Here is a 20,090-nt window from a genome sequence, read left to right as displayed (position 1 = left end):
CGAGGCACGCATGCACGAGGAGTCAAGGACGGCCGCGTCCCGGCGGCGGTTCGCCGAGGAGGCCAGGTCCGAGCGGCCCGACCTTTCCCTGCTGTGCCTCCTGCTGAGCGCGGAGGCGGACCCCGGGCTCGACGACGACGGCATCGACGCGGCGCAGATCGAGCTCGACCGGCTCGCCGGGCAGCTGCCCTACCGCCCCGGCGGGGCCCGGGAGTGGGCGGCCGCCCTCGCCGAACTCCTCGGCTCGCGGTGCGGGTTCATGGGCACGCCCGCCGACTACCAGCGCCTGGAGTCCTCCCTGCTGCACGAGGTGCTCCGGCGCCGCCGCGGCCTTCCGATCCTGCTCTCGGTGGTGTGGATCGAGGTGGCCCGCCGGGCGGGAGCACCCGTGTACGGCGTCGCGCTTCCCGGTCATTTCGTCGTCGGCTTCGGCACCCGCGAGGAGCAGGTGCTCACCGACCCGTTCGCCGGCGGGCGGCTGCTCACGGGCGCGGACGCGGAGCTGCTCGTCGCCGGGTCGTCGGGCGGCACGGTGTCCGCGTCGATGCTGACGCCCGCCGATCCGCTGAACATCGTGCTGCGCATCCTGAACAACATCCGCGCCTGGGCGGCGGCCCGCCCCGAGCGCTCGGACGTGGCGCTCTGGGCCGTGGAGCTCTCCCTGCTGCTTCCCGCCCACCCGGCACGGTTGCGTTACGAGCGGGCTCAACTCCTGGTGCAGCGAGGGGACTTCCTCGCGGGCGCCGCCGAGCTGGAGGAGTACGCCGACGTGGTGACGGCGGTGGAGCCGACCACCGCGGACCGCGTGCGGGACCAGGCGCGGGCCGCCAGGGCGATGCTCAACTGAGGGCTCTGGCCGTGCGGGCGTAGCGCCCCGGAGCGATGCCCACCATCCGCTTGAAGTGCCGGGTGAGGTGCGACTGGTCGTAGAAACCGGCGGCGGTCGCCACCTCTCCCGGCGGCTGACCGGCGAGGAGGAGGCGGCGGGCGCGGTCGACGCGGCGGGACATCACGTACTGGTGCGGCGCGATGCCGTAGGCCCCGCTGAAGGCGCGCACGAGGTGCGTGGGGTGGGCGTGGACCAGGCGTGCCGCCTCGTCCAGGGTCACGCCGTCGAGGAGCCGCTCGTCGAGGAGTTCGCGGAGGTTCCGGGCGACGCCTCGCCCGGTGTTCTGGGCTACGCCTCGCCCGGTGTCGCCAAAAGCGTCCGTGGCGGCCCTGGGGCGCAGGTGGTCGCGCAGGCGCTCGCTGATCAGGGCCAGGCGGCTCTCGGCCTCCAGTTCGTCGCCCCGGCACGCCAGGGCCGTGTGCAGCTGGCCCACGCGGGTGCGCAGGACGGGGTCGACCAGGTCGGGGCCGTCCACCGCGGGGCCGATGAGGCCGGCGTCCAGCTGCGTCATGTCCAGGTAGAGCACGCGTTTGCGGAAACCGCCGGGGGTGGCGGGCGAGCCGTTGTGCGGGACCTGGGGCGGCAGCAGGGAGACGGTGTCACCGGGAGTGCCGTGCTCGTGACGGTCGAGGTCGTAGCGGACGGCTCCGTCGTCGACGATCAGCAGGGTCCACGCGTCGTGGACGTGCATCGGGTACGCGTGCTCCGTGAAGTGGGCGTGGAAGACCTCCACGACACCCGCGACCGGCGGGCGCCATGCGGATATTTCCTGCCGGACCACCATGCAAAGAACGTACAAGACGTGGCGGCGGTCCACTCGGCAGTCTCAGTGCATGAGAACCACCGCTGAGACAGAAACCGCCGCCGCGACGGCGGACGAGGCCCCCGTCCGCTTCGACACGAAGATCGCCGTCCTGCTCCGTGACGACCTGGAGCCCTGGCAGCGCCTCAACGTGACCGCGTTCCTGGTCAGCGGGCTCGGCACGGCGGCTCCCGAGGTCATCGGCGAGCCGTACGAGGACGCCGACGGCACCCCCTACCTGTCGATGATCCGCCAGCCCGTCCTGGTCTTCGAGGGGACGAAGGAGACCATGGGCGCCGCTCACAAGCGCGCCCTCTCGCGTTCGCTGCCGAGGGCGGTGTTCACGTCCGACCTGTTCACCACCGGCAACGACCGGGACAACCGGGCCGCGGTGCGCGCCGTGCCGACGGATCAGCTCGACCTGGTGGGGCTCCTCGTGCACGGTCCGCGCAACGCGGTCGACAAGGTCCTCAAAGGGGCCCGGATGCACCCTTGACCGACGGGGCCGGGGCCAAGGGGTGAGATCGGAGCGCTATCGATCGGCCCGGCAGGGCACGAAGCACCTATGCACCCCCAATCCCCCGAACGGCGACGCCTCTTCGCCGATCAGGCACGGGCGGCGCGGCCCGATCTCGCGCTGCTGTGCCTGCTGATCGGCGCGGAGGCGGACCCGGATCTCGACGACGCGGGCATGCGCGCGGCGCGGCGCGTCCTCGACCGTCTCGCCGACCAGCTGGCCGACCAACTGGCCGAGCGGCTGCCCGGCAGGGCCGGCGGCCCCCGGCCCTGGGCACTCGCGCTCGCCGACCTGCTCGGCGCGCGCTACGGCTTCAAGGGCAGGCCCGGCGACTACCAGCACCTGCGGTCCGCACTGCTGCACGAGGTGCTCCGACGGCGCAGAGGCCTGCCCATCCTGCTCTCGGTGGTGTGGATCGAGGTCGCCCGTCGTGCGGGCGTGCCCGTCCACGGGGTGGCCCTGCCCGGCCACTTCGTGGTCGGCTTCGGCACCCACGACGAGCAGATCCTCGCCAATCCCTTCGCGGGCGGCGACGTACTGACCCCCATGGACGCGGAGTTGCTGGTCGCCGGGGCCACGGGGGCGCCGCTCGTGCCGTCGATGCTGAGTCCCGCCGGGCCCCTGGACATCGTCCTGCGCGTCCTCAACAACATCCGCGCGTGGGCGGCGGCCCGGCCCGAGCGCTCGGACGTCGCGCTCTGGGCGGTCGAACTCTCCCTGCTGCTGCCCGCGCACTCCGACCGGCTGCACTACGACCGCGCCCAACTCCTGGTGCAGCGTGGCGATTTCCTGGCGGGCGCCGTGGAGATCGAGACGTACGCCGACGCTCTGGCCGCGACGGACGAGGCGGCCGCGGCACGGCTGCGGCAGGAGGCACACGGGGCGCGGGCGATGCTGAACTGAGGTCTGGCGGGGGGTGGTTCAGAGCCAGCCCTTGTCGCGGGCCACCTTGACCGCCTCGGCGCGGTTGCGTACGGCGAGCTTCTGGATGGCCGTCGAGAGATAGTTGCGGACCGTGCCCGCGGAGAGGTGCAGGGCCGTGGCCAGCTCGGCGTTGGTGGCGCCGTCGGCGGCCGCCCGCAGGATCTCGCGCTCACGGTCGGTCAGTGGGTTCGCGCCCCCGGCGAGCGCGGCCGCCGCGAGCGTGGGGTCGATGACCCGCTCCCCCGCGAGGACCTTGCGGACCGCGTCGGCGAGCTGGGCCGCGGGGGCGTCCTTGACCAGGAAGGCGTCGGCGCCTGCCTCCATGGCGCTGCGGAGATAGCCGGGGCGGCCGAAGGTGGTGAGGACCACGATCTTCACCTCCGGCAGCTCCGCGTGAAGTTCGGCCGCCGCCTCGATGCCCGTCAGGCCGGGCATCTCGATGTCGAGGAGCGCCACGTCCACCGTGTGCTCGCGCGCCGCTGCCAGCACCTCGTCGCCGCGGGCCACCTGCGCGACCACCTCGATGTCCGGCTCCAGGCCGAGCAGCGCGGCCAGTGCCTCGCGGACCATCGACTGGTCCTCGGCGAGGAGCACCCTGACGGCGGGCCCCGCACTGTTCGTCCTCATGCGGAGGATCCTAGAGCCGAAGATCCCGAAGCCGACCCGCCGGTGCCTTCCCCCGCCTCCGCGTCTTCGTCCGCCCGCGCCGCCGGTTCGAGCGGCACCCTCGCCGTGAGCCGGAAGCCCCTGCGCACGCCGGGGCCCACGTCGAGGACACCGCCGACCGCCTCCACCCGCTCGGTCAGGCCCGCCAGGCCGTTGCCCTGAGCGGCGCCGGAACCGCCCCTGCCGTCGTCCTCCACCGTCAGCTCGACCACCGGCCCGTCGAGGGTGTGCCGTGCGGTGAACGCCACCGTGCAGCGGCGCGCACCGCTGTGCCGCACGACATTCGTCACCGCCTCGCGCAGCGCCCAGGCCAGCGCCGTCTCGCCCTGTTCGCCGGGCAGCACGACGGGCGCCTCGAGCGGTACGTCGGCCTCGACACCGGCAGCGGTCAGCGCCGTGCGCGCGCCCGCCAGCTCACCGGCGAGGGTGCGCCTGCGGTAGCCGGAGACCGCCTCGCGCACGTCCACCAGGGCCTGGCGGCTGACCTGCTCGATGTCGGCCACCTGCTGGGCGGCCTTGTCGGGGTGGGCCGGGAGCATGCGTCCGGCCAGCTCGCTCTTCAGGGTGATGAGGGAGAGGGAGTGGCCGAGGAGGTCGTGCAGATCGCGGGCGAGCCGCAACCGCTCTTCGTTCGCGGCCAGTTGGGCGACGGTGGCCCGTGCCTGGCGCAGCTGGATCGTCGTACGCACCAGCTGGCGCACCCCGGTCATCGCGAAGCCGACCAGAAGGGTCAGCACGGCGAGGCTGCCGAGCAGGTCCTCGACGCTGTCGGTGCGCAGGCCGATCGCGATCATCACGCCCGTGACGGCCGGGATGACCCACATGGCGTACCCCAGCGGCAGCACGGCCCCGGCGGACACGGCCACGTACACGAAGAGCCCGAGCCAGGCCGTGCCGAAGGCGAACGAGAGGACGACCGCCAGCGTGAGCAGCACCCCGAACGACACGTGCACCACACGCCAGTCGAGCACCCTGGAGGTGTAACGGAAGACCAGGGTCAGATAGCAGACCACGAAGGCCGCGAGGCCGAGCCAGCCGAACGCCGTGACCGCCGCCCCGCGGTCCGCGTCCAGCAGGTCCTCCACCGGACCGGCGAGGAAGACCAGCCAGATGCCGATCCAGAGCGCCTTGGTCAGCAGCTGGCGGCGGCCGGCCGGTGGATGCCCGAAGGTGTCCATCGGGTGGGCCCGCTCGGTGCGGTCGGTGTCGCTCACGCCTTCGATGTGTCCTTCCGGTACAGCCATGCCGCGCCGCCCGCGAAGAGGACGAAGTACCCGACGAGGAGTACGACGTCCTGCGCGTGCGGGGCTTCGCCCAGTTCGATGGCCTGTCCGAGGGCAGCGTACGCATGGGTCGGCAGCCAGGTCGCGATGTCGCTCAGCCACCCCGGGAAGGTCGCCGTGGGCATCCACAGGCCGCCGAGCACGGAGAGCCCGAAGTACACGATCATCGTGACCGGGCGCACGACGTCGCCGGTCGCGAGATAGCCGATGGCCACGCCGAGCGCCGCGAAGACGAGGCTGCCCGCCCAGATCGCGCCGGTCAGGGCGAGCCACTGCCAGGCTTCCATGCGTACGTCCTTGACGGCCGCGGCGACCACGAACACCACGACGATCGACGGCAGGCTGACCACGGCGGCGCTCGCGGTCTTCGCGATGACGTAGCCGCGCCCCGGCAGGCTCGTCAGCCGCAGTTGGCGTACCCAACCGCTCTCGCGCTCCTTGGCGATGCGCTCGCTGTTGCCCATGAGGACGGCGGTGAGGGCGCCGAACGAGGCCATCGACACCATGAAGAAGGCGGGCAGCGCGAGGCCCGTGTCGCCCACCATCTCCTTGCTGTCCTGGCCGCCCGCGATGATCAGGAAGAGCATCGACGGATAGATCACCGAGAAGAACAGGAACTTCTTGTTCCGCAGGGCGCGGACGATCTCCAGCTTGATCAGCATGCTCCGGCCTCCTTCCTGGCCTCCTCGGCGGCGGTGATCGCCACGAAGGCCTGCTCCAGGCCGAGGCCCGCGACCTCGAGGTTGCGGGGGTAAAGTCCGAGCCCGTAGAGCGCGTGCACGGTGGCGTCGGCGTCCGTCGACCGCAGGCGTACGGACTGGCCGGAGACGTCGACGGCGGTGAGGAACGGCAGGGCGCCGAGCTGCGACGCGAGTGCGGCGTCCAGCTCGGGGAGGTCGAAGGAGATCCTGCGTGCCCCTGCCCTCGCCTTGATCTCGGCGGCCGTGCCGTCCGCGAGGAGTCGGCCGCGGTGCAGGACGAGGACCCGGTCCGCGATGGCGTCGGCCTCTTCCAGGTAGTGCGTGGCGAACAGGACCGTGCGCCCCTGGTGGGCCTGCTCGCGCATGGTCGCCCAGAAAGCCTGGCGCGCGGTGACGTCCATGCCCGTGGTCGGCTCGTCGAGGACGATCAGGTCGTTCGCTCCGGCGGTCGCGAGTGCGAATCGCACACGCTGTTCCTGCCCGCCGGACAGCTTGTCGACCTTCCGGTCGGCGAGCTGGGTGAGGCCCGCGGCCGCCAGCACGTCGTCCGCGCGGTGCGGCCTCGGGTGCAGATCGCAGGCGAGCCGCACCAGCTCGCGGACGGTGACCTCCGCCATCAGGCCGCCGCTCTGCAGCATCGCGCCGACCCGGCCCGCGGTGATCGCCTGGCGCGGACTCGTGCCGAAGACCCGCACGGTGCCGCTGTCCGCGTCCCGCAGGCCGAGGAGCAGGTCGAGCGTGGAGGACTTGCCCGCGCCGTTCGGCCCGAGGAGCGCGACGGTCTCGCCGGGGCGGAGGGCGAGCGTGAGCGCGTCCACCGCGCGGACGTCCCCATAGCTCTTGGTCACGTTCTCGAAGCTCACCGCGGTGGCGGGCGGTGCTGCGGTCGTCGTCATGCGCCCCATCGTCGCCGGGGGCGGGGGCACGGCGGCAGTGTCGTGTGTGTTGGGTCCGGGATGACAGATGTCATGCCGTCGCGCTCTTACCTGCCGGAGGCCGGACGGATCACTGACGTGAGCCGCCCGGCCTCCGGGTGCGTACGGGGATCAGCTCGCGTTCGTCTCGATCACACCGATCCGCTCCGCCGGCGTCTTGCCGATCAGCGCCTTGTTCATCGCGGCGGCCACGTCCGTCGGCTGGACCGGCGTCTTGTCGCCGTTGCCGCGCTGGATCAGGATGCCGTCGAAGACGTTGCCGTAGAGCTTCTTGAGCTCGACGGTGTTGTAGTGCACCTGGAGCGTGCCGTTCTTGAGCACCTTCGTCTCGAGTACCTTCGGCAGCGACTTCGCCGGGCCGAACGGGATCGACGCATTGCCCGCCTTGATCGTGACGTTGGCCGACATGGCGGGCTTCGCGAAGCGCGTCATGAACTTGTCGACCTCGGCGTTGGGAACGGTCGGCTTGCGGGTCGTGACGGGCAGCTCGACGGTGCCGGCGCTGCCGTTCTCGACCTGCCTCTTGTACGCCTCCGAGACGGCCTTCGTCGACGCGGCGACGTCGATGCCGTTGCCCGCCTTGCCGTACACGGGGACGGCCTTGCCGGGCACGAACTTGACCGTGCCCTCCTTGGCCGAGCCGGAGCCGCCCGCGGCGCGCTCCAGGGCGGCCGCCAGCTTCTCCTCGTCCACGGGCATGACGGGCTCGGCGACGCGCGCACCGCCGAAGAGCGAGCCGATCACCGAGACGGGGTTGTAGTCGCTGCCCGCGGCCTCGCGGACGGTCGCCTGGCTGTCCAGGGTCAGGCCCGCCTGGTCGGGGCTGAGCGTGACCGTCTCGCCGTCGACCGACAGCTTCAGGGGCTTGGCGACGCGCTCACCGATCTGCGCGTCGAGCTTCTTGACGGCCTCGTCACGCGTGCCGCCGCCGATGTCGACGCCGAGCGCGGTGGTGCCCTTGGGCACGTCGGCGTGGTTCATCAACAGCCCCGCGCCGTACGCACCGCAGGCCACGACGACCACGGCGACGGCCACGAGAACGAGCTTGTTGCGCCCCTTCTTCTTGGGCGCAGCCGCGGCGACGGGCACGTTCGGCTGCACCGGCTCGGGCAGCTTGGGCGGGGTGTGCGGCACGGGCCCGTCGGCCTGCGGGGCCGTGGCGAACGGCGAGTTCTGCGCGGGCGGCACCACGGGGATGCCGCTGGTCAGGGTGTCACCGGAGACGTTGGTCCCCGGAGAGGGCGCGCTCGGGCCGCCCGGGATGGAGCCGGGGCCACCGGGCACCGGACCGCCCGCCACGGGGGGCCGCGGGCCGCCGCCGGGGCCCTGGAGCGGGCCCGCCTTCTGCGGCGTGAGGATGGCGGTGTCGTCGCCCATCACGGGGGCTCCGGCGCCGGCGCCCGAACGGGCCGCGGGATTGGCCGGGTTGGGGCGATTGCCGGGATTGCCCTGACTGCCGGTATTGCCGGGATTGCCGGGTCCGCCCTGATTCGGGGCCGCCATCGGGTTCGCCCGGCCCGCCGGGTTGGCCTGGTTCGCCGGGTGCGACGGATCGGCGGGCTTCGGCGCCAGCGGCCCTTCGCCGGTCACCGGTCCGCCGGTCGGCCCCGAAGGACCACGGCCGCCGTCACCGGCGGCATTTCCGGAGAAGTACGGCAGGTCCCCGCGCTGCGGGTCGCCGCCCTGCGGCGCACCCGTGCCGAGCGGACCGGCCGCCACGGCGCCGGACACGTCGAAGGAGCCCGTACCCGCACCGGAGCCACTGCCGCCCGAATTGCCGGAATTGGGGGCGGGGTTCCCGCCGTTCGTCGCCGGACCGCTCTTGCGCGGCGCGAACCAGTCGCTCGTCTTCTCCTCCGCCGGAGCGGAGGGCGACGAGGGCCCGGCGGCGGCAGGCCCCGCGGGCGCGGAGCCCGATGCGGGAAGCCCGGCGGAACCGGGTCCGCCCGCGCCGTTGGCGGATCCCTGGCGCCCGGCGCCGTCCCCGGCGTCGGCCGCCGCGCGGCCCCCGTCCAGCGGGCGTGAGGCGCCGGGGTCGCTGTCCGTGACGGGCGTGCGCATGACGACCGGTGGGATGGGCCGCGACCCGGGGATGTTGATCCGGATACGCGTGGTCAGCGTGGTCTCGGTCTTGGGCTCGTCGGGCCGCTCCTCGGCGGCCTGCCGCTGCGCGCCGTCCACGGCGCCGTCCGACGCACCCTGAGCGGGGGAGCCGTACGGCGGCGTCCCCGAGGGGTAAGCGGCTCCACCGCGCCCCTGGGGCCCGGAGGACGAACTGTCAGTTTCACGACTCAAGGCAGGTTCTCCCGGTTGGCTCCGCCGCCCGTGCTCCCCGCGCGGAAGGAAATTCCCTCCGGCCGGAGGCTGGGGGAGGCTCGGCGGCGCGCACCACCATACTGGCCGCCGTCGGCACTCATCCTGTGACCGCCGTCAAACCCGTGCGGGACACGGGTTGAAGTGGTACGTCACTTGCCAAGTCGGGCGGCGGGCCCGCCTGGTTGCGGTCGCTGTCCGAGGGTGGCACACATCACAGCGACCGCCATCCCGCCCAGCAGGTAGGCGTACGAGCCGAGTCCCGCCCCGAAGAGGAAGTCCCCCTCGGGCCGGCTGGCCGTGAGCAGCATGACGGATACGAGCCAGCCCGCCGCCGGCGCGACCGCCCCCGCTCTGGTGCCGACGGCACGCGCCCCTCCGTGGAAGAGCCCCGCGGCCCCGAGGAGCGCGAGCAGCAACCCGCCCGGGAACCAGGCCCCTTGGACGAGTGCGCCCGCGGTGCCGACGACCGCTCCCAGCACGAAGAGGCCTCCGTACGAGGCGATGCGGCCGAAGTTCGGCGGCTGCGCGAGGGCGCTGCCGCCCGGCGGGGACGCGGCGGACGACGAGCCGGAGGCCGGCGACGACGGCGACGTGGCGCGGGAACGAGTACTCACGGCGTCGTCACCCCTTCGAGCTTCTCGGGCCCCGCGTCCGCGAGTCCCGCGAACAGATCGGTCTCACGTTCGCCGTCCATCGCACCGCTTCCTCCTCGCACCAGCTCGTAGTACTCCACATCGAAGATCGGCTGCGCGAGCCCGTTCGACAGGACGAAGAGCGGTCCCTGCACCTCGATCTGCGTGGCGTGCGCGCGCATCGCCGCCGCCTTCGCCGGGGCGAAGGCGGTCCCGTCGATCTCCGCCGTGATCCGCTCGTCGTCCGTCACACCGGGCACGTCCGCGACCACGCCGGGGGTCGTGAACGGTGAGTGCCGCAGGGCCCCCTCCATCCACCGGAACCGCTCTTCGACGACGGAACGCGGCGCACGGTTCCAGTAGATCTTGGCGATGGTGTGAGGTTCGCCAAGATCCGCGCGGAAGGCGCTCTCGGCCGCGAGGTCCGCCGCGCGCATCGCGACGCGGTGGGCCTGGATGTGATCGGGGTGGCCGTATCCGCCGTCCGGGTCGTACGTCACGAGCACCTGGGGGCGCACCTCGCGGATCACCTCGACGAGGTGCGCGGCGGCGTCGTCGAGATCGGCGGACCAGAAGGCGCCCGCACGGTGGTTCTGCTCGACGCCCATCATCCCGGAGTCGCGGTAGCGGCCGGTGCCGCCGAGGAAGCGGTGGTCGGCGACGCCGAGCTGCTTCATCGCGGCGGCCAGCTCACCGATGCGCTGCGGGCCGAGCGCGTCCTCGCGGTCGGGCGCGAGATGGGCGAGGCCGGGCGGGATGACCTCGCCCTCCTCGCCCAGCGTGCACGTCACCAACGTGACATGGGCGCCTTCGGCCACGTACTTGGCCATCGTCGCGCCATTGTTGATCGACTCGTCGTCGGGGTGCGCGTGCACGAGCAGCAGACGCCGGGCGGGCAGTTCCGTCATGGGACCACCCTACGAGCACCCCGCGCACTGATCAGAACGTGCTGCGCACGGATCAGAACTTGATGTCGCCGATCATCCCCGCCACGTTCGTCGTCAGCTCGTTGATGGTCGGGGCGATGGAGGAACTCGCCAGATAGAAGCCGAGCAAGACACAGACGATCATGTGGCCCGCTTTCAACCCTGACTTCTTGACCAGCAAGAAGACAATGATCGCCAGCAGCACCACCGCCGAAATCGAGAGTGCCACGGCGGCTCACCTCCAAGTCCCAGACCCTGCACCAGTGCGGACGCCAGCAGGTACATACCCACTAAGCGCTACGGATCATAACTATCCGTGGGTCCGCATGAGTCGGAGCACGGCAGCACAAGGGGGCGCATGCCCCATAGGCTCGGGGGATGACCACCGAGACGCCCGGAACCGCCGGGCCCGCCGAGAGTCACGCGCAGCGGCTCTCCTTCCCCCGCCTGCACGCCCGCACGCAACGCTTCACTCTCGGTGCGCCCCGCGCGTTCACGGTGGCGCCGGACGGGTCCCGCGTCGCCTTCCTGCGCTCGTCGTCCGGCACGGACAGGGCGAACCAACTCTGGGTCCTGGACCTGGCGGACGGCGTCACCGAGCGTGTCGCGGCCGACCCCGATGCCCTCCTGAAGGGCGCGGTCGAGCGCCTCTCCGCCGCGGAGCGCGCCCGCCGCGAGCGCAGCCGCGAGGGCGGCGCGGGCATCGTGGGTTACGCGACGGACGCGGCGGTGGAACTCGCCGCCTTCGCCCTCTCCGGACGCCTCTTCGCCGCGGAGCTTCGCGTGGGCACGGCACGTGAACTGCCCGCCCCCGCACCGGTGATCGACCCGCGCCCCTCCCCCGACGGCCGCCACATCGCGTACGTCGCCGGGGGCGCCCTGCGGGTAACGGGCGCCGACGGGGAAGGCGACCGGGCCCTGGTGGCGCCCGAGCCGGACTCCGTCGAGAAGGAGACCGTGACGTACGGCCTCGCGGAGTTCATCGCGGCCGAGGAGATGCAGCGTTCGCGGGGTTTCTGGTGGTCGCCGGAGTCGGACCGGCTCCTGGTCGCACGCGCCGACGACGCTCCCGTACGGCGCTGGTGGATCGCCGATCCCGCGCACCCGGAGACGGAGCCCTCCCGGGTCGCGTACCCGGCGGCGGGCACGGCCAACGCGGACGTGCGCCTGTTCGTCGTGACCCTGGACGGCGCCCGCACCGAGGTGATGTGGGACCGCGCCCGCTACCCCTATCTGGCGCGCGTGCACTGGTCGTCGGCCGGTGCGCCGCTGCTCCTCGTCCAGTCCAGGGACCAGCTCAGCCAGCTCTACCTGGCGGTGGACCCGGACGACGGCTCGACCCGCATGGTGCACGCGGAAGAGGACCCGCAGTGGCTGGAGCTCTTCCCCGGCGCCCCGTCCTGGTCCCCCAGCGGACGACTGGTCCGGATCGTGGACGAGGGCGGCGCTCGGGTCCTCGCGGTGGGCGAACGCCCCCTGACGGGCCCGCAGCTGCACGTCCGCGCCGTGCTCGACGTGGCGGACGACGACGTGCTGATCTCGGCGTCGGCGGGTGCGGCAGCGGCGGCCCCGGAGACCGGAGAGGTGCACGTCTACCGGGTCAACGAACTGGGCGTCGAGCGTGTCTCGACCGAGCCCGGGGTGCACTCGGCGGTCCGCTCGGGAGGCCTCACGGTCCTCGTGACGGCCACGCTCGACCAGCCGGGCTCACGCGTCCAGGTACTGCGCGACGGCAAGCAAGTGGCGACCGTCGCCTCGTACGCGCGGCATCCGGAGCTCACGCCGCGCGTGACGCTGACCGAAGGGGGCGCACGCAAGATCCCGTGCGCCGTCCTGCTCCCCACGGACTACGTGGAGGGTTCGGGGCCCCTGCCGGTGCTCCTCGATCCGTACGGCGGTCCGCACGGACAGCGGGTCGTCGCCGCCCACAATCCGTACCTCACGTCCCAGTGGTTCGCCGACCAGGGCTTCGCGGTGATCGTCGCGGACGGCCGCGGTACTCCGGGGCGCTCTCCCGCCTGGGAGAAGGAGATCCGCCGGGACTTCACCCTGACCCTGGACGACCAGGTGGACGCGCTCCAGGGCCTCGCGGATTCGTTCCCCCTCGACCTCTCCCGGGTCGCCATCCGGGGCTGGTCCTACGGCGGTTACCTCGCCGGGCTCGCGGTCCTTCGCCGCCCCGACGTCTTCCACGCGGGCGTCGCGGGGGCGCCGGTGACGGACTGGCAGCTGTACGACACGCACTACACGGAGCGGTACCTGGGCGATCCCGTCGCCGACCCGGCGCCGTACGCCCTGAGCTCCCTCGTCACCGAGGAGGGCCTGGTGGCTCCGGAGGCCCCGCACCGGCCGCTGATGATCGTGCACGGCCTCGCGGACGACAACGTGGTGGTGGCGCACGCGTTGCGCCTGTCGTCAGCGCTGCTGGCCGCGGGGCGCCCCCACGAGGTTCTGCCCCTGTCGGGGGTCACGCACATGACTCCGCAGGAACAGGTGGCGGAGAACTTGCTGCTGCTGCAGGTGGACTTCTTGAAGAGGTCGCTGGGGCTGTCCTAAGCGCGGGCGATCGGCCGGGGCGACATGGCTTGCCCCGGCCGACCTACGGCACCCGCACGGCCGTACGGGGCTTAGCCTGCCGGGGGCGTATATCGCCGGCGCGACGGTGCGATTGCCCGCGTGTAAAGCACGAACAGGCTTCGTCCCCAACCCCGCCCCTTCCCGAAAACCCGCTCTGGCGCGGGGGCCTTGGGTGCCGTCATCACCGGCTGCGCCGAGCTCGTCCTCAAACGCCGGACGGGCTAGTTCTTTCAGCCCCTCCGGCGTTTGAGGAGCGGGGTCTGGGGCGGAGCCCCTGCGCGGCGGAGCCGCAAATGTCACAGCCGGGAAGGGGTGGGATTGGGGAGAGCCCCGCAGGGAACGCCTGAACCCCGCCCCCCCTACGGCACCACCTGTTTCTCCTCCGCGAAGTGGCACGCCGAGTCGTGGGCGGCGGGTCCCTCTTCGTAGCGGAACTCCGCGGGAACGGCCAACGCCGGCACCTCCAAGGCACACCGCTCCCTCGCCTTCCAGCACCGCGTACGAAACCGGCACCCCGAGGGCGGATTGGCGGGCGACGGCACGTCCCCGGAGAGAATGATCCGCTCCCGGTGCTCGCGGGCCTCAGGGTCGGGCACCGGCACAGCGGACAGCAACGCCTGCGTGTACGGATGCGTCGGATGCTCGTAGATCTCCGCATCGGAGCCGATCTCGACGATCCGCCCCAGGTACATCACCCCGACCCGGTCGGAGATGTGCCGCACGATCGACAGGTCGTGCGCGATGAACACGTACGAGAGATCGAACTCGTTCTGGAGTTGGTCGAGCAGGTTCACCACCTGAGCCTGGACCGAGACGTCGAGCGCCGACACCGGCTCGTCCGCCACGATGATCTCGGGCCGCAGCGCAAGACCCCGCGCGATCCCGATGCGCTGGCGCTGGCCGCCGGAGAACTGGTGCGGATAGCGGTTGATGTACTCGGGGTTGAGACCGACCACATCCAGCAGCTCCCGCACCTTCTGCCGCCGCGAGCCCTTCGGCGCGACCTCCGGATGGATCTCGTACGGCTCCCCGATGATGTCGCCGACCGTCATACGGGGATTCAGCGAGGTGTAGGGGTCCTGGAAGACCATCTGGATGTTGCGCCGCACGGCCTTCAGCGCCCGCCCGGACAGCTTGCTGATGTCCTCGCCCTTGTAGCGGATCTCGCCCGCCGTCGGCCGCTCCAGGTTGACCAGCATCTTGGCGACCGTCGACTTGCCGCAGCCGGACTCCCCCACGATGCCGAGCGTCTCGCCGTGCCCGAGGTCGAAGTCGACGCCGTCGACGGCCTTGACCGCGCCGATCTGCCTGCGGATGACGATGCCCTGGGTGAGCGGGTAGTGCTTGACCAGGCCCCTCACCTGGAGGATCGGCTCGCGGCCCGACGCCGAGCCGTGCGCGGCGAACTCGTGCTCCGCCCGCGCCTTGTGCAACAGCTGCCGTGCGGTCTCGCCCTCGTCCTCGAGCTGCTTCTTGCTGATGTGCTCACCGTGCGGCATCGAGCGTCTCCTTCCAGAAGTGGCAGGCGCTCCGGCGGTCGGCGGCCAGGCCTTCGTAGGCCACTTCGTAGAGCGGCGGCTCGTCGGTCCTGCACACGTCCCGTGCCATCGGGCAGCGGGGGTTGAAGGCGCAACCCGGCGGGATGTTCATGAGGTTGGGCGGCAGGCCCTTGATCGCGTAGAGCTCCTGGCCCTTCTGGTCGAGCCGGGGAATCGACTCGAGCAGACCGCGCGTGTACGGGTGCGCCGGCGCCTTGTAGATCTCGTGGACGGGGGCCTTCTCGACGATGCGGCCCGCGTACATGACGGCGATGTTGTCGGCGACGTCCGCCACGACGCCCAGGTCGTGGGTGATCAGGATCAGGCCCATGTGCAGCTCGCGCTGGAGCTCGGCGAGGAGCTCCATCACCTGGGCCTGCACGGTCACGTCCAGGGCGGTGGTCGGTTCGTCGGCGATGATCAGCGAGGGTTCGAGCGCCATCGCCATGGCGATCATGATGCGCTGGCGCATGCCGCCGCTGAACTGGTGCGGATACTGCCCGACGCGTTCCTTGGCCGCCGGGATGCGCACCCGGTCCATCAGCTCGACGGCCTTGGCCCTGGCGTCCTTGCGGGACATCCCCTGGTGGACGACGTACATCTCGCCGAGTTGCTGGCCGACGCTGACCACGGGGTTCAGTGACGACAGGGCGTCCTGGAAGATCATCGCCATTCCGGCGCCGCGTGTCCTGCGCCGCTCCTCCGCCTTGAGCTTGAGGAGGTCCTGGCCCTTGAAGAGGATCTCGCCGGCGGTGATCTTTCCGGGCGGCATGTCGAGGATGCCCATGATGGCCTGCGCGGTCACGGACTTGCCGGAACCGGACTCGCCGAGCACGGCGAGCGTCTCGCCCTCGCTGACGGTGTAGTCGACGCCGTTGACGGCCTTGGCGACGCCGTCCCTGGTCCGGAACTCCACGTGCAGGTCGCGCACTTCGAGCAGCTTGGACGCCCCCGGGGTGGAGCCCCCCGGGGCCTGGGATGCCACGGTTGCCATGGGCGCCTACCTCAGCTTCGGGTCGAGGGCGTCGCGCACCGCGTCGCCGAGCATGATGAACGCGAGCACGGTGATCGCAAGGGCTCCGGCGGGCCAGAGCAGCATGTGCGGGGCGTTGCGGATGTACTGGGAGGCGGCCGAGATGTCGATCCCCCAGCTCACGGTCGGCGGCTTCAGTCCCACGCCGAGGTACGAGAGGGTCGCCTCCAGGGCGATGTACGTGCCGAGCGCGATGGTGGCGACGACGATCACCGGGGCGACGGCGTTCGGCGCGATGTGCCGGAGCAGCATCCGCGAGTTGGACGCGCCGAGCGCCCGCGCCGCCTGGACGTAGTCGTTCTGCTTGGCGGTGATGACCGAGCCGCGAGCGATGCGTGAAAGCTGCGGCCAGCCGAGCAGGACCATGAAGCCGATCACCGGCCAGACGGTGTTGCTGGTGACGACCGACAGGAGCACCAGGCCGCCCAGTACGACGGGGATGGCGAAGAAGACGTCGGTGATGCGGGAGAGGATCGCGTCCCAGACCCCGCCGAAGAAGCCGGCGAGCCCGCCGAGCACGCTGCCCAGGATCGCGACGCCGAGCGTGGCGCAGACGCCGACGGTGACGGAGGCGCGGGCTCCGTACACGGTCCGCGTGTAGACGTCGCAGCCCTGGCCGTCGAAGCCGAAGGGGTGGCCGGCCGTGGAGCTCTTCTGGGCGTTGGCTAGGTCGCAGTCGAGCGGATTGCGGGAGGCGATGAGGGACGGCCAGATCGCGATGACGACGAGGAAGAGAATGATGAGCGCGGAGATGATGAAGATCGGGTTCCGTCGCAGCTCGCGCCAGGCGTCGGACCACAGGCTGCGGGCGGGGGTCGCGGGGCCGCTGCCTTCGGGGCCGCCGGGGGCCTTGTCCAGGGTCGACCCCTCGGTCGCCGCGAGGTCCATGGCGCCGCCCATCCCGGTCGGGGCGATGGCTCCGCTTGTTCCGTCCGGTTCTCGGGGGTCAGGCATAGCGGATCCTCGGGTCGAGTACGGCGTACAGGAGGTCGACGATCAGGTTGGCCACCAGGAAGACCAGGACGAGTACGGTCACGAAGCCGACGACGGTCTGGGTGCTCTGGCGCAGGATGCCCTGGTAGAGCTGGAAGCCGACGCCGTGGATGTTGAAGATCCGCTCGGTGACGATCGCGCCGCCCATCAGCGCGCCGATGTCCGTGCCGATGAAGGTGACCACCGGGATGAGTGAGTTGCGCAGCAGGTGCCGGGTGATGACGCGGCGCCTGGGCAGTCCCTTCGCGATGGCCGTGCGGACGTAGTCGGCGCGGCGGTTCTCGGCGATGGAGGTCCGGGTGAGCCGGGTGACGTACGCCAGGGACACCGAGGCGAGCACGAGCCCCGGCACGATGAGTTCGTTGAGGGGCGCCTCCGAGGAGACGGAGGGTTTCATCACGCCCCATTCGACGCCGAGCAGCAGCTGGAGCAGCAGGCCGGTGACGAAGGTGGGGATGGCGATGACGACGAGCGTCAGGAGCAGTACGACGGTGTCGATGGGGCGCCCGCGCCGCAGGCCGGTCACCACGCCCAGCGAGATTCCGATGACGATCTCGAAGACGATCGCGACGAGCGTCAGCCGGATGGTCAGCGGGAAGGCCGTCGACATCAGTTCGGTGACCTTCTGCCCGTTGAAGGCGGTACCGAAGTCGCCGGTGAAGACATTGCCCATGTAGGTCACGTACTGCTGCCACACGGGCTTATCGAGGCCGAATTCCTTCTTCAGCTGCGTGGCTGTCGCGGGGTCGCACTTCCGGTCCCCGCAGAGGCCCGCGATGGGGTCGCCCATCACGTTCACCATCAGGAAGATCAGCAGCGTGGCGCCGAAGAAGACCGGGATCATCTGCAGCAGACGCCGGATCACATAACGTCCCATGAGGGCTCCATAAGTAGGGGAAGCGGTCGTCCGGCGCGTGTTCGCTCGCGCCGGACGACCGCTCCCCGGGCCTCAGCTGACCTTGATCTCGTTGTAGACCGGGACGCTGAACTGGTTCAGTTCCACGTCCGACACCCGGTCCGAATAGCCGGCGCTGCCGTTCTGGTACCAGAGCGGAATGACCGCCATCTGCTCGGCGAGCACCTTTTCGGCGTCCTGGAAGGTGGACACGGCCTTCTTGGTGTCGGTCTCGGCGTTGGCCTTGTCGACGAGCTCGTCGAATTTCTTGTCGGACCATTTGCCGTCGTTCGACGGGGCGTCCGTGTAGTACAGCGGCTGCAGGAAGTTCTGGATCAGCGGGTAGTCCATCTGCCAGCCCGCGCGCCAGGCGCCGTCCAGCTTCTGCTGGGAGGCCTTGCTGCGGAAGTCGGCGAAGGTGCCGACCGGGCTCGCGACACAGGACTTGTCGTTCCCGAGGGCCTTGTTGATGCTGTTGCAGACGGCGTCGACCCATTCCTTGTGCGAGCCGGTGTCCGCGTTGTACGTGATCTTCAGTGTGCCGCCGGGGATGCCGCCGCCGTCCGCGACCAGCTTCTTCGCCTGGTCCGCGTCGTACTTGCAGGGGTCGCCGCAGAGCCCGGACTTGTAGCCGCCGGCCTCGCCGAGCACCGGGGACGTCCAGTCGGTGGCCGGGGTGCGGGTCTTCTGGAAGATGGTCTCGGTGATCTGCTCGCGGTTGATCGCCATCGAAAGTCCCTGCCGGACTTTCTCCATCCCGCTCTTGGACCACTTGCTGTCGTAGAAGGGAAAGGCCAGCGTCTGGATGATGCCCGCGGGGGTGTTGATGTAGCGGTCACCCAGATCGTTCTTGGCGTTCTTGAGCTGCGAGGCCGGAACGTCGTCGACGAGGTCGAGATTGCCCGCCATCAGATCGGTGTAGGCGGTGTTGTTGTCGGTGTAGACCTTGAGGTCCACCCCGCCGTTCTTCGCCTTGTCCGCACCGCTGTATCCGTCCCACTTCCGCAGGGACATCTTGGAACCCTTGGCGTACGAGTCCACGGTGTACGGGCCGTTGCCGACCGGCTTGGCGAGCCATGCGTCGTGGTCGTCGTAGAACGCCTTGGGCAGCGGCGCGAAGGCCGGGTAGCCGAGGGTCTTGGGCCAGGTGGAGAACTTCTGCGTGAGCTTGACGGTGAAGGAGGTGTCGTCGACGACCTTCAGACCGGAGAGCTTGTCGGCCTTGGCGTCCCCCTTCTCCGGGTGGACGTCCTCGTACCCCTCGATGTACCCGAAGAAGTAGGCGTTCTTCTGGTTGTTCTTCAGATGCGCGCCGTAATTCCAGGCATCGACGAAGGACTTGGCGGTAACGGCCTCACCATTGCTGAACTTCCACCCGTCCTTGATCTTCACGGTGAAGTTCTGCGAGTCCTTGGTGTCGATCTTCTCGGCGATCATGTTCTTGGCCTCGCCGGTCTTCGGGTCGTACCGCATGAGACCCCGGAAGAGCATGTCGAGCACCTTGCCGCCCTGCACCTCGTTGGTGTTGGCGGGCTCCAGCGGGTTCTGCGGATCACCCCAGGAGGACCCCACGATCCCGGTGCCGTCGCCACCACCACCGCCGCTGTCCCCGCCTCCGCCACAGGCGGTCGCCGCAAGCGCGACGGTCACCGCACATGCGGCCCACTTGGCGTGCGTGGCTCCACGCATGAAGAGCCTCCCTCTCAGGCCTAGGTCCGACGCTCAATGTCTGACTCAGGCCCAAATACACCCCAATGCGTGGTGCCCCGCATCTTTATGGGGGCTTTCCGGGGCTAGTAGGACTGGGAAACCCCCGGATGCCACCGGGAAGGCCGTCAGGCGGGACGGCACTCGGTTGCTCGCTACCCTCGGAGCATGGAGTACGCGAAGATGCGCGCGATCGCCGAGGAGCTGGGCGCCTATGCCGAGAGCCTCGAAGGGACCTGGAACGTCGAGATCGGCCCCTCAGGCCCGATACTCGCCATGATGTGCCCCTCGAAGCGCCACGAGGGCACGGTCCGGCGCATCTGCAAGCAACTGGACAAGCAGCTCCTTGCCACCCATCCGGGCTACATCTGCGCGAACGGCCCGGAAATCGAGCACCCCTCCATCGGCCGCATGCGCCGCCCCGACGCCCTCGTGATCCCCGAGGCCGTGCTCGACGAGGAGGGCATCGCCGTCGACGCCACGCAGGTGCTCGCGGTGATCGAGATCGTCTCGCCGTCCAACCCGGCCAACGACTACGGCGAGAAGCTCGCCGAGTATCCCGCCATGGGCATCGAGCACTACCTGATCGTCGACCCCCGTACCGGCACGATCGAAGTGCACTCCGAGCCGTGCGCGGGCCGGTACGGGAACAAGGAGCCGTACATCTTCGGCGACACGGTGCCGTTCGGCCCCTGGACAGTGGAGACGGCCGCTTTCCGGCGCTACGGAAGGCCTGGGAACGCCGACAGCTGAAGC

The 20,090-nt window shown here is 70.8% G+C and carries 19 protein-coding genes; 5 read left to right on the top strand and 14 right to left on the bottom strand.

Features of this window, described 5'->3' with window-relative positions:
* Window positions 1–10 precede the first annotated feature (10 nt).
* Window positions 11–847 carry a transglutaminase-like domain-containing protein gene (locus AB0M70_RS15025; protein WP_365820222.1) on the top strand — a complete coding sequence of 279 codons (837 nt, stop codon included), beginning with the start codon at window positions 11–13 and terminating at the stop codon, window positions 845–847.
* On the opposite strand, the gene AB0M70_RS15020 is transcribed toward AB0M70_RS15025, so the two are convergent.
* On the bottom strand, window positions 840–1,673 hold the full coding sequence (locus AB0M70_RS15020; protein ID WP_365820220.1) for an AraC family transcriptional regulator: 834 nt from the start codon (window positions 1,671–1,673) through the stop codon (window positions 840–842). The genes AB0M70_RS15025 and AB0M70_RS15020 overlap by 8 nt on opposite strands.
* A 49-nt stretch (window positions 1,674–1,722) precedes the next feature.
* Between AB0M70_RS15020 and AB0M70_RS15015 the strand changes: the two genes are divergently transcribed.
* Both AB0M70_RS15015 and AB0M70_RS15010 read left to right on the top strand, forming a co-directional pair.
* A complete protein-coding gene (locus AB0M70_RS15015; RefSeq protein WP_365820218.1) occupies window positions 1,723–2,187 on the top strand; it encodes a DUF2000 domain-containing protein in 465 nt (154 codons plus the stop codon).
* A gap of 69 nt (window positions 2,188–2,256) precedes the next feature.
* On the top strand, window positions 2,257–3,111 hold the full coding sequence (locus AB0M70_RS15010; protein ID WP_365820216.1) for a transglutaminase-like domain-containing protein: 855 nt from the start codon (window positions 2,257–2,259) through the stop codon (window positions 3,109–3,111).
* Window positions 3,112–3,129: 18 nt separating this feature from the next.
* On the opposite strand, the gene AB0M70_RS15005 is transcribed toward AB0M70_RS15010, so the two are convergent.
* From AB0M70_RS15005 to AB0M70_RS14970, 8 genes are all read right to left on the bottom strand, one after another.
* On the bottom strand, window positions 3,130–3,759 hold the full coding sequence (locus AB0M70_RS15005; RefSeq protein WP_365820214.1) for a response regulator transcription factor: 630 nt from the start codon (window positions 3,757–3,759) through the stop codon (window positions 3,130–3,132).
* A complete protein-coding gene (locus AB0M70_RS15000; RefSeq protein ID WP_365820681.1) occupies window positions 3,756–4,976 on the bottom strand; it encodes a sensor histidine kinase in 1,221 nt (406 codons plus the stop codon). Before AB0M70_RS15000 ends, AB0M70_RS15005 begins: the two co-directional genes overlap by 4 nt.
* 32 nt (window positions 4,977–5,008) lie before the next feature.
* Window positions 5,009–5,743, bottom strand: a complete 735-nt coding sequence (locus AB0M70_RS14995; protein WP_365820212.1) for an ABC transporter permease — start codon at window positions 5,741–5,743, stop codon at window positions 5,009–5,011.
* Window positions 5,737–6,678 (bottom strand): ABC transporter ATP-binding protein, encoded by a 942-nt coding sequence (locus tag AB0M70_RS14990; RefSeq protein WP_365820210.1) that lies wholly within the window; start codon window positions 6,676–6,678, stop codon window positions 5,737–5,739. The genes AB0M70_RS14995 and AB0M70_RS14990 overlap by 7 nt, the downstream gene beginning before the upstream one ends.
* Before the next feature lie 150 nt (window positions 6,679–6,828).
* Entirely contained in the window at window positions 6,829–9,012 is a 2,184-nt protein-coding gene (locus AB0M70_RS14985; RefSeq protein WP_365820208.1) for a hypothetical protein, read from the bottom strand.
* Between the two features lie 170 nt (window positions 9,013–9,182).
* The gene (locus AB0M70_RS14980; RefSeq protein WP_365820680.1) at window positions 9,183–9,536 is read right to left on the bottom strand and encodes a DUF6113 family protein; all 354 of its coding nucleotides are present in this window, start codon (window positions 9,534–9,536) and stop codon (window positions 9,183–9,185) included.
* A 107-nt stretch (window positions 9,537–9,643) separates the two neighbouring features.
* Window positions 9,644–10,573 carry an N-acetyl-1-D-myo-inositol-2-amino-2-deoxy-alpha-D-glucopyranoside deacetylase gene (gene mshB, locus AB0M70_RS14975; protein ID WP_365820206.1) on the bottom strand — a complete coding sequence of 310 codons (930 nt, stop codon included), beginning with the start codon at window positions 10,571–10,573 and terminating at the stop codon, window positions 9,644–9,646.
* A 52-nt stretch (window positions 10,574–10,625) separates the two neighbouring features.
* On the bottom strand, window positions 10,626–10,820 hold the full coding sequence (locus AB0M70_RS14970) for a hypothetical protein (protein ID WP_344521425.1): 195 nt from the start codon (window positions 10,818–10,820) through the stop codon (window positions 10,626–10,628).
* 149 nt (window positions 10,821–10,969) lie between these two features.
* On the opposite strand from AB0M70_RS14970, the gene AB0M70_RS14965 reads away from it, so the two are divergent.
* On the top strand, window positions 10,970–13,147 hold the full coding sequence (locus AB0M70_RS14965) for a prolyl oligopeptidase family serine peptidase (protein ID WP_365820204.1): 2,178 nt from the start codon (window positions 10,970–10,972) through the stop codon (window positions 13,145–13,147).
* A gap of 380 nt (window positions 13,148–13,527) precedes the next feature.
* On the opposite strand, the gene AB0M70_RS14960 is transcribed toward AB0M70_RS14965, so the two are convergent.
* The 5 genes from AB0M70_RS14960 to AB0M70_RS14940 all read right to left on the bottom strand — a co-directional run bounded on the left by AB0M70_RS14960 (window position 13,528) and on the right by AB0M70_RS14940 (window position 19,316).
* Entirely contained in the window at window positions 13,528–14,667 is a 1,140-nt protein-coding gene (locus AB0M70_RS14960) for a dipeptide ABC transporter ATP-binding protein (protein ID WP_365820202.1), read from the bottom strand.
* The gene (locus AB0M70_RS14955; protein ID WP_365820200.1) at window positions 14,654–15,700 is read right to left on the bottom strand and encodes an ABC transporter ATP-binding protein; all 1,047 of its coding nucleotides are present in this window, start codon (window positions 15,698–15,700) and stop codon (window positions 14,654–14,656) included. The genes AB0M70_RS14960 and AB0M70_RS14955 overlap by 14 nt, the downstream gene beginning before the upstream one ends.
* Before the next feature lie 6 nt (window positions 15,701–15,706).
* The gene (locus tag AB0M70_RS14950) at window positions 15,707–16,693 is read right to left on the bottom strand and encodes an ABC transporter permease (RefSeq protein WP_365820198.1); all 987 of its coding nucleotides are present in this window, start codon (window positions 16,691–16,693) and stop codon (window positions 15,707–15,709) included.
* Window positions 16,686–17,609 carry an ABC transporter permease gene (locus AB0M70_RS14945; RefSeq protein ID WP_363209078.1) on the bottom strand — a complete coding sequence of 308 codons (924 nt, stop codon included), beginning with the start codon at window positions 17,607–17,609 and terminating at the stop codon, window positions 16,686–16,688. Before AB0M70_RS14945 ends, AB0M70_RS14950 begins: the two co-directional genes overlap by 8 nt.
* A gap of 72 nt (window positions 17,610–17,681) precedes the next feature.
* Window positions 17,682–19,316, bottom strand: a complete 1,635-nt coding sequence (locus tag AB0M70_RS14940; protein ID WP_365820196.1) for an ABC transporter substrate-binding protein — start codon at window positions 19,314–19,316, stop codon at window positions 17,682–17,684.
* 186 nt (window positions 19,317–19,502) lie between these two features.
* Between AB0M70_RS14940 and AB0M70_RS14935 the strand changes: the two genes are divergently transcribed.
* Window positions 19,503–20,087: a Uma2 family endonuclease gene (locus tag AB0M70_RS14935; protein WP_365820194.1), complete on the top strand. Its 585-nt coding sequence runs from the start codon at window positions 19,503–19,505 to the stop codon at window positions 20,085–20,087.
* Window positions 20,088–20,090: the final 3 nt, after the last annotated feature.

This window comes from Streptomyces sp. NPDC051214, assembly GCF_040682375.1.
Classification (GTDB): domain Bacteria; phylum Actinomycetota; class Actinomycetes; order Streptomycetales; family Streptomycetaceae; genus Streptomyces.
The sequence above is the reverse complement of the archived record's forward strand: the minus strand, read 5'-3'. Positions and strand labels throughout refer to the sequence as shown.